7 protein-coding genes and 1 pseudogene are annotated in these 6,484 nt (G+C 59.1%); 5 read left to right on the top strand and 3 right to left on the bottom strand.

What is annotated here, in order from left to right; genetic code table 11:
• Together ACESMB_RS14080 and ACESMB_RS14085 are read left to right on the top strand one after the other, a co-directional pair.
• Nucleotides 1–166, top strand: a pseudogene (locus tag ACESMB_RS14080) (ABC transporter ATP-binding protein); the annotation flags it as partial.
• A gap of 304 nt (nucleotides 167–470) precedes the next feature.
• Nucleotides 471–767, top strand: coding sequence for a diguanylate cyclase domain-containing protein (locus ACESMB_RS14085; protein WP_372971884.1), 297 nt, complete (start codon nucleotides 471–473; stop codon nucleotides 765–767).
• On the opposite strand, the gene ACESMB_RS14090 is transcribed toward ACESMB_RS14085, so the two are convergent.
• Both ACESMB_RS14090 and ACESMB_RS14095 read right to left on the bottom strand, forming a co-directional pair.
• Nucleotides 691–1,995, bottom strand: coding sequence for an MFS transporter (locus tag ACESMB_RS14090; RefSeq protein ID WP_372927659.1), 1,305 nt, complete (start codon nucleotides 1,993–1,995; stop codon nucleotides 691–693). The two genes, ACESMB_RS14085 and ACESMB_RS14090, sit on opposite strands and share 77 nt — an antisense overlap.
• Nucleotides 1,996–2,079: 84 nt before the next feature.
• On the bottom strand, nucleotides 2,080–2,601 hold the full coding sequence (locus ACESMB_RS14095) for a methylated-DNA--[protein]-cysteine S-methyltransferase (protein WP_372971885.1): 522 nt from the start codon (nucleotides 2,599–2,601) through the stop codon (nucleotides 2,080–2,082).
• A 301-nt stretch (nucleotides 2,602–2,902) separates the two neighbouring features.
• Here ACESMB_RS14095 and ACESMB_RS14100 point away from each other — a divergent pair, with 301 nt between their 5' ends.
• The 3 genes from ACESMB_RS14100 to ACESMB_RS14110 are packed head-to-tail and all read left to right on the top strand — an operon-like array spanning nucleotide 2,903 to nucleotide 6,187.
• Nucleotides 2,903–3,769: an MBL fold metallo-hydrolase gene (locus ACESMB_RS14100; RefSeq protein ID WP_372971886.1), complete on the top strand. Its 867-nt coding sequence runs from the start codon at nucleotides 2,903–2,905 to the stop codon at nucleotides 3,767–3,769.
• 8 nt (nucleotides 3,770–3,777) lie between these two features.
• The gene (locus ACESMB_RS14105) at nucleotides 3,778–5,604 is read left to right on the top strand and encodes a SulP family inorganic anion transporter (RefSeq protein ID WP_372971887.1); all 1,827 of its coding nucleotides are present in this window, start codon (nucleotides 3,778–3,780) and stop codon (nucleotides 5,602–5,604) included.
• Nucleotides 5,528–6,187 carry an energy-coupling factor ABC transporter permease gene (locus tag ACESMB_RS14110; protein ID WP_372927483.1) on the top strand — a complete coding sequence of 220 codons (660 nt, stop codon included), beginning with the start codon at nucleotides 5,528–5,530 and terminating at the stop codon, nucleotides 6,185–6,187. The genes ACESMB_RS14105 and ACESMB_RS14110 overlap by 77 nt, the downstream gene beginning before the upstream one ends.
• A 216-nt stretch (nucleotides 6,188–6,403) precedes the next feature.
• Here the strand turns inward: ACESMB_RS14110 and ACESMB_RS14115 are convergent.
• A partial coding sequence (locus tag ACESMB_RS14115) for a helix-turn-helix domain-containing protein (protein WP_372971888.1) occupies nucleotides 6,404–6,484 on the bottom strand: 81 nt, incomplete at its 5' end.

Genomic DNA, 6,484 nt, shown 5'->3' on the forward strand with positions numbered 1-6,484 from the left:
CGCCCGGTGGTGTGACCATATCCTGCTGATGTATCCCAATGGCGATGTGTGCTGGGGGCCGGCCAGGCAGATGCTGGTACCGGCGGCGCTGGAGCGCCTCTACAACCAGAAGCTGATGACGGTTGAAGCTGACGGGGCACCGGTATTTGTGCCGGTCAGGGACTGATCCCGTCAGAAATGTACATGTTCTCGAAAAAAGGGGCCGGCCCGGAAGAACTACCTGCAAAATGGCGCTGCTGGCAGCGCACAGAGGATGCCGATTGATAGGGCTAGTCTCTGGGCCATGGATAGTGATCAATGCGATGGGCTATCAGTTTCTCGGGCTGACTTTCTCAGGATGACGGCGGAAAAGCCTACAGGGAGGACAGGGAGAAATTGCTGTATCAAGGGACGACAGGGCCGGACGGTAGAGTTGGCGCTCGCTGGATCTGGACTTTTTCAAACAGATCAATGACTCTTATGGCCACTCAGTGGGCGACCACCTGCTGCAGGAGGTCGCCGTGGAAATCGCAGCCTGTGTGCGTTCCACGGATACGATAAGTCGCCATGGCGGCGATGATTTTGTCATTCTGCTGACCGAAACAGCAGAGCGGCAGGACGCTATTCAGGTAGCAGAAAAGTTGCTGGCCCGGTTTGCCGAACCGCGGGTGAACGATGACCACGAACTCCGGATAAACCTGAGTATCGGTATCAGCGATCCTTGCGGACCTCGGTTTCGGGCACTGTCAGCATCAGCAGGAATCCCACCACCAGGAATACCAGGATAGTGCTCATGCCCCAGCGCTGGCTGTCGGTAACCGCAGTGACCCAGCCCACCAGAAGGGGGCCGGCAAACGCGGTTGCTTTGCCAGAAAAGGCGAACAGCCCGAACATCTGGGTTTGCAGGTGTGGCGGGGCCACGCGGGCCAGGTGGGAGCGGCTGGCGGACTGTAGCGGTCCCACGAAGATACCCAGAATCATGCCCCAGACCCAGAAGGCAGTGGCGCCATCCACCACCAGAATGGCCAGTGCGCTGGTGCCCAGCCCCACCAGCGACAGCAGGATGGTATTGCGCCCGCCCAGGGCATCGTCAATCCAGGCAAATCCCAGTGCGCCCAGCCCGGCCGTTACGTTCAGGGCAATGGCGAACTGCAATACCTGTGTGGAATCCATATTGAACGTACCTGCCGCGTAAACTCCCCCGAACGTGAAAATGGTGGCCAGGCCATCGGTGTAGAGCATACGGGCAATCAGGAAGCGCACGATGTCCTTGTAGCGGCGCACGTGTGCGATGGATTCCCTGAGCTGGACAAAGCCGGCGCGGGTGGCAGCACCCAGGCCCAGCCCGGTGGGTGGACGGTCGGGGATGAAGATGAAGGCCGGTAGCGCGAACACCAGGTACCAGACGGCAACAAGGACGAAGGTGGCACGCACGTGCTCTGCTTCGTCCCGGTTCAGATTGAAAAGGTTGGCGTCGGTTTCGATAAAACCATACAGGGCCACCACCAGGCTCAGCACGCCCCCGACATAACCAAGCCCCCAGGCCCATCCGGACCAGCGCCCGGTGCGCTCGGAGCTGGCCAGGTCCGGCAGCATCGAATTGTAGAAAATAAAGGCAAACTCGGCGCCAAGTGTGCCCAGGCCCACCCACAGGGCAGCCTTCCAGAACTGGTCCTGGTCCGGTGTTACGGTCCACAGCATGGCGCAGGAAGCCACACACAGCAGGGTAAAGGTGATAAACCAGGGTTTGCGCCGGCCTGACTGGTCGGCAATGGCGCCCAGTATGGGGGCCAGGATGGCGATGATAACGCCGGAAATGCCTACGATGTTGCCCCAGGCTTCGGTGCCTTTCACTTCGTTCTGCATCACCGATACGCTGAAGTACTGGGCAAAGACAAAGGTGAGAATAATGGTGAAAAAGGCACTGTTGGCCCAGTCGTAAAAGGCCCAGGACCAGAGTGCGCGCTTATCCTCCTGCTCCCGCAGAGGCTGGGCGAGGGGCGTTTGCGGTGGCATGGTCGGTGGGGCTCCTGTTTCTGGCTCGGGACATCCTTGCGGTGATTGTCGCCGTTATCGGCCACGATGCCCACCCCTGCCGTGTTAAACCCGTTTCAGGTTTGCGGCCTCATGGTCAAGCAGCCAGGCCTTGCGCTCCAGGCCGCCGGAATATCCGGTCAGTGTTCCGTCGGCACCGATTACGCGGTGGCAGGGAATCAGGATGGCTACCGGGTTGAGGGCATTGGCCCTGGCCACAGCACGCACGGCCCTGGGGTTGCCCAGCGTTTCGGCCAGCGCCCGGTAGGACCAGGGCTCTGCCGTCGGAATGCCTGTGAGCCCCTGCCACACCTGTTGCTGGAAGTCGGTCCCGGTTAACCGGAGGTCGCTCCACGGCAGCGGCTGCAAAACCCCGGCGAAGTAGGCTTCCAGCCACTGCGTAATGGCCTCGGGGGCAGACCGGGGCTGTTCATGCCATTGGGCGTCACGGAAGCGCCGCGTTTGCAGGGTGTGCATGCGCTCGTCGTTGCCGTCAAAGTCCAGGTGAACGAGTTTACCGTCTACCGTGGCCAGGCTGAGCGGGCCAATGGGGCTGGGAAAGCGGCTGATATTAATAGCTGTGCTCATGAGTTTGCCTCCTTGCGGGCCATGCTTGGGGGACAGTGTGTCCATACTCATGAGTTTAACAGCGATACGGTGTAACACTCGCCGTAATCGGGACTGATAGTCCTTATCCTGCAATTCGCAGCCACCGCAGCCCTGCTCTAAAAACCTCCGGTCGATGGAACTGTTTCCCAAGCTGGCGCCGGGCGTGACTGTTTCGTGAATGCATCAGGACCATCACGGCTATAACAAAACTTCATTTCCCTTAATATTTCATTTTAGTATATGCTTAGAACTAAATTGGGATAACCGGGAGATGAGTATCATGGCTAATCCACTCGTCCAGCACTTTTTTGACGAACCTACCAACACCTTCAGCTACGTGATCAGCGATCCTGACAGCGATGCCTGTGCGATCATCGATTCTGTTCTCGATTTCGACTATGCGGCTGGGAAGACCGATGTTCGCTCTGCAAACGAGATCATTGACTATATCCGGGGAAAGAACCTTCGGGTGGAGTGGATCATCGAAACCCATGTTCACGCCGATCACCTTTCTGCAGCCCCGTATCTGCATGCGGAGCTTGGCGGTAAAACCGGTATTGGCGCCCATATCATCGAAGTACAGGAAATCTTCGGCAAGGCATTCAATGCTGGCACCGAGTTTGCCCGCGATGGCAGCCAGTTTGATGCCCTGTTCAAGGAAGGTGACAGTTTCCAGATCGGTAATCTGGAGGGGCGGGTAATGCACACGCCGGGACACACCCCTGCATGCCTGACATACGTTATCGGCGATGCCGCCTTCGTGGGGGACACCCTGTTCATGCCGGATTACGGCACTGCCCGCTGTGACTTCCCCGGTGGCGACGCGCGAACTCTTTACCAGTCGATCCAGAAGGTTCTGGCGCTTCCGCCAGAGACACGCATCTTCCTGTGCCACGACTACCAGGCGCCGGGGCGTGAGGAATACCAGCACATGACGACTGTGGCAGAGCAGCGCAAAGCCAACATCCATGTTCATGACGGTATCTCTGAAGAAGAGTTTGTGAAGATGCGAACCGAGAGGGACGCAACGCTCGACATGCCCAGGCTGATTCTGCCGTCGGTGCAGGTCAATATGCGGGCGGGGCACATGCCGCCGGCAGAGGACAATGGACAGGTTTACCTGAAAGTACCGGTTAACCTGTTCTGAGATTCCCGATGAATCTTAAACGCTATCTGCCTATCCTGCAGTGGGCGCCGCAATACGGGCGTGGTCAGGCCACCAGTGATCTGGTGGCCGCGGTCATCGTGACCGTAATGCTCATTCCCCAGTCATTGGCCTATGCCTTGCTAGCCGGTCTGCCTGCCCATGTAGGGCTGTACGCCAGTATCCTGCCGCTGGCGATCTACGCGGTATTCGGCACCAGCCGCACACTGTCGGTGGGGCCGGTGGCAGTGGCCTCGCTGATGACGGCGGCCGCGCTGGCACCACTGGCGGAAGCCGGTACCCCGGAATACATTGCCGGTGCTGTTCTGCTGGCTGTGATGTCGGGCCTGATGCTGACAATGATGGGCATTCTCAGGCTGGGGTTCCTGGCCAACTTTCTCAGCCATCCGGTGATATCCGGCTTTATTACCGCCTCGGGTATTGTTATTGCCGCCAGTCAGCTCAAGCATATTTTCGGGATCCAGGCTTCCGGGCATAACCTGCTGACGATTGGCCAATCACTGATCATGTCGGCAGGGGAGACCAACCTCGCGACCCTGGCGGTTGGCTCTGGTGCGCTGCTGTTTCTGATACTTGCCCGAAAGCGGCTGAAACCTCTGCTTATGGCCATGGGGCTGGCGCCGCGAACGGCTGATATCCTGACCAAAACCGCGCCCATCCTGGCGGTTCTGGTGACCACTCTGGTGGCCTGGCAGCTCCAGCTTGATGCCCGGGGCGTGAGCCTTGTAGGAGATGTGCCCCGGGGGCTGCCCGACTTCACCATGCCCAGCCTGGATATGGGGCTGTGGCAGCAGTTGGCTGTCAGTGCGCTGTTGATCAGCGTGGTGGGGTTTGTGGAGTCGGTGTCCGTGGGGCAGACCCTGGCCGCCAAGCGGCGGCAACGGATCGATCCGGACCAGGAACTTATTGGCCTTGGTACCGCCAATCTGGGTGCCGGTTTTTCCGGCGGCATGCCGGTAACCGGTGGTTTCTCCCGTTCCGTGGTGAACTTTGATGCCGGTGCGGAAACACCGGCGGCAGGCGCTTATGCGGCAGTGGGCATTGCCCTGGCAACCCTGTTCCTGACGCCGGCCATTGCATATCTGCCCCAGGCGACGCTGGCGGCGACAATCATTGTGGCCGTCTCAACCCTGATCGACCTTCCGGCCCTGGCCCGCACATGGCGCTATTCCAGGACAGATTTTGGTGCCATGCTCGCTACCATCGTGCTGACACTGATACACAGTGTTGAGGCCGGAATAGTGGCGGGTGTGGCCCTGTCCATTGGCCTGTTCCTGTACCGGACCAGCCGTCCCCATTGCGCCGTGATTGGCCGGGTACCGGGTACCGAGCATTTCCGCAACGTGCTCCGGCACGAGGTGGAGCTGTGCCCGAAGGTAACCTTCCTGCGGGTGGATGAGAGCCTCTACTTTGCCAATGCCCGCTTTCTTGAAGAAACCGTGATGGACCTGGTGACGCGGCAACCGGAACTGCAGGATCTGGTTCTGGTGTGCCCGGCGGTCAACCTGGTGGATGCATCAGCGCTGGAAAGTCTGGAAGCCATCAATGAGCGGTTGACGGATGCAAGCGTCCGCCTGCATCTTTCGGACGTAAAAGGACCTGTGATGGACCGCCTCGGAGACACCGAACTGATGGCGAATCTTGGAGGTCAGGTCTTTTTGAGCGCCTATGAAGCCTGGCAGGCATTGACCAGGCTGTGTGACGAGGCGACTCGACGTTCTCAACCGGAGCATCATTACCATGGGAATGACAGAGAACCTGCTCTCTGCCGGCCAGCTGATTACCACCGGTCTGATATTCCTGGCGATACTGGTTAATGTCGCGCGGGGCATCAACTGGTCTGAATTTCGCCGCGACCAGGCCCTGCAGCACTCTTTCTTCGGGGCCGCCGTTGTCCTGGGGTTTGTCTGGCAACTGAGGGCGGGGATTTCTCCCGGGCTGTCCATTCACGTGTTCGGTATGACCCTCATCACCCTGATGATGGGCTGGCGGCTGGCTGTACTGGCGGGGTTGCTGGCGCTGGTGATCACGGTCATTACCGGGCGGGAACCGCTGGTGGCGTTCGCCGCCAATGGCCTGGTCACAGTGATGGTGCCGGCCCTGGTCAGCCACGGCATTATGCTCTGGGAGCGGAAACGCAATTTCCGCAACTTTTTCGCCTACATCTTTTTCTGCGGTTTTTTTGGTGCCGGTATCTCTGTTGCCGTGGCAGGCGTGGTGATGTGCACGATGCTGTGGTCTGCCGGGGTTTACAGTTTTGGCGAGCTGACCCATGAATATCTCCGGTATCTGCCGCTATTCATGATTCCGGAGGGGTTCGTGAACGGTGCCTTTGTAACCGGCCTGATGGTGTTCCATCCCGACCGGTTGATGACCCTCGACCAGCGCCGTTACCGCTGAGCGGCGGATATCAGCCTGTTGAGGTCCTTACTGCTTCCGGCTGTGTCGCTATTGTTCCAGTGGTTGACCCATGCCAGTACCTCACCGGCAGCGTTTGCAGGTCAGTCAATGATGAAAACCCGGGGCCACGCCACGGTGCAGATACTGGTTGATCCGTTTTATGGTATCCGGATCCGTGTCGGGGTCGTACAGGAAATCTCTGGGCATAGGTTCCAGTCAGTTTCGCCAGTGGGAATGTTTCTGCAGTTTCCGCTGCAGCGTTCTTCGGTGCATGTTCAGGGCTCTGGCTGTAGAAGA

This window comes from Marinobacter sp. (assembly GCF_041686475.1).
Classification (GTDB): Bacteria; Pseudomonadota; Gammaproteobacteria; order Pseudomonadales; family Oleiphilaceae; genus Marinobacter.

Coding starts and splice junctions, on each gene's coding strand:
- ACESMB_RS14090 (WP_372927659.1), bottom strand. CDS start 1,995: ATGCCACCGCAAACGCCCCTCGCCCAGCCTCTGCGGGAGCAGGAGGAT.
- ACESMB_RS14095 (WP_372971885.1), bottom strand. CDS start 2,601: ATGAGCACAGCTATTAATATCAGCCGCTTTCCCAGCCCCATTGGCCCG.
- ACESMB_RS14100 (WP_372971886.1), top strand. CDS start 2,903: ATGGCTAATCCACTCGTCCAGCACTTTTTTGACGAACCTACCAACACC.
- ACESMB_RS14105 (WP_372971887.1), top strand. CDS start 3,778: ATGAATCTTAAACGCTATCTGCCTATCCTGCAGTGGGCGCCGCAATAC.
- ACESMB_RS14110 (WP_372927483.1), top strand. CDS start 5,528: ATGGGAATGACAGAGAACCTGCTCTCTGCCGGCCAGCTGATTACCACC.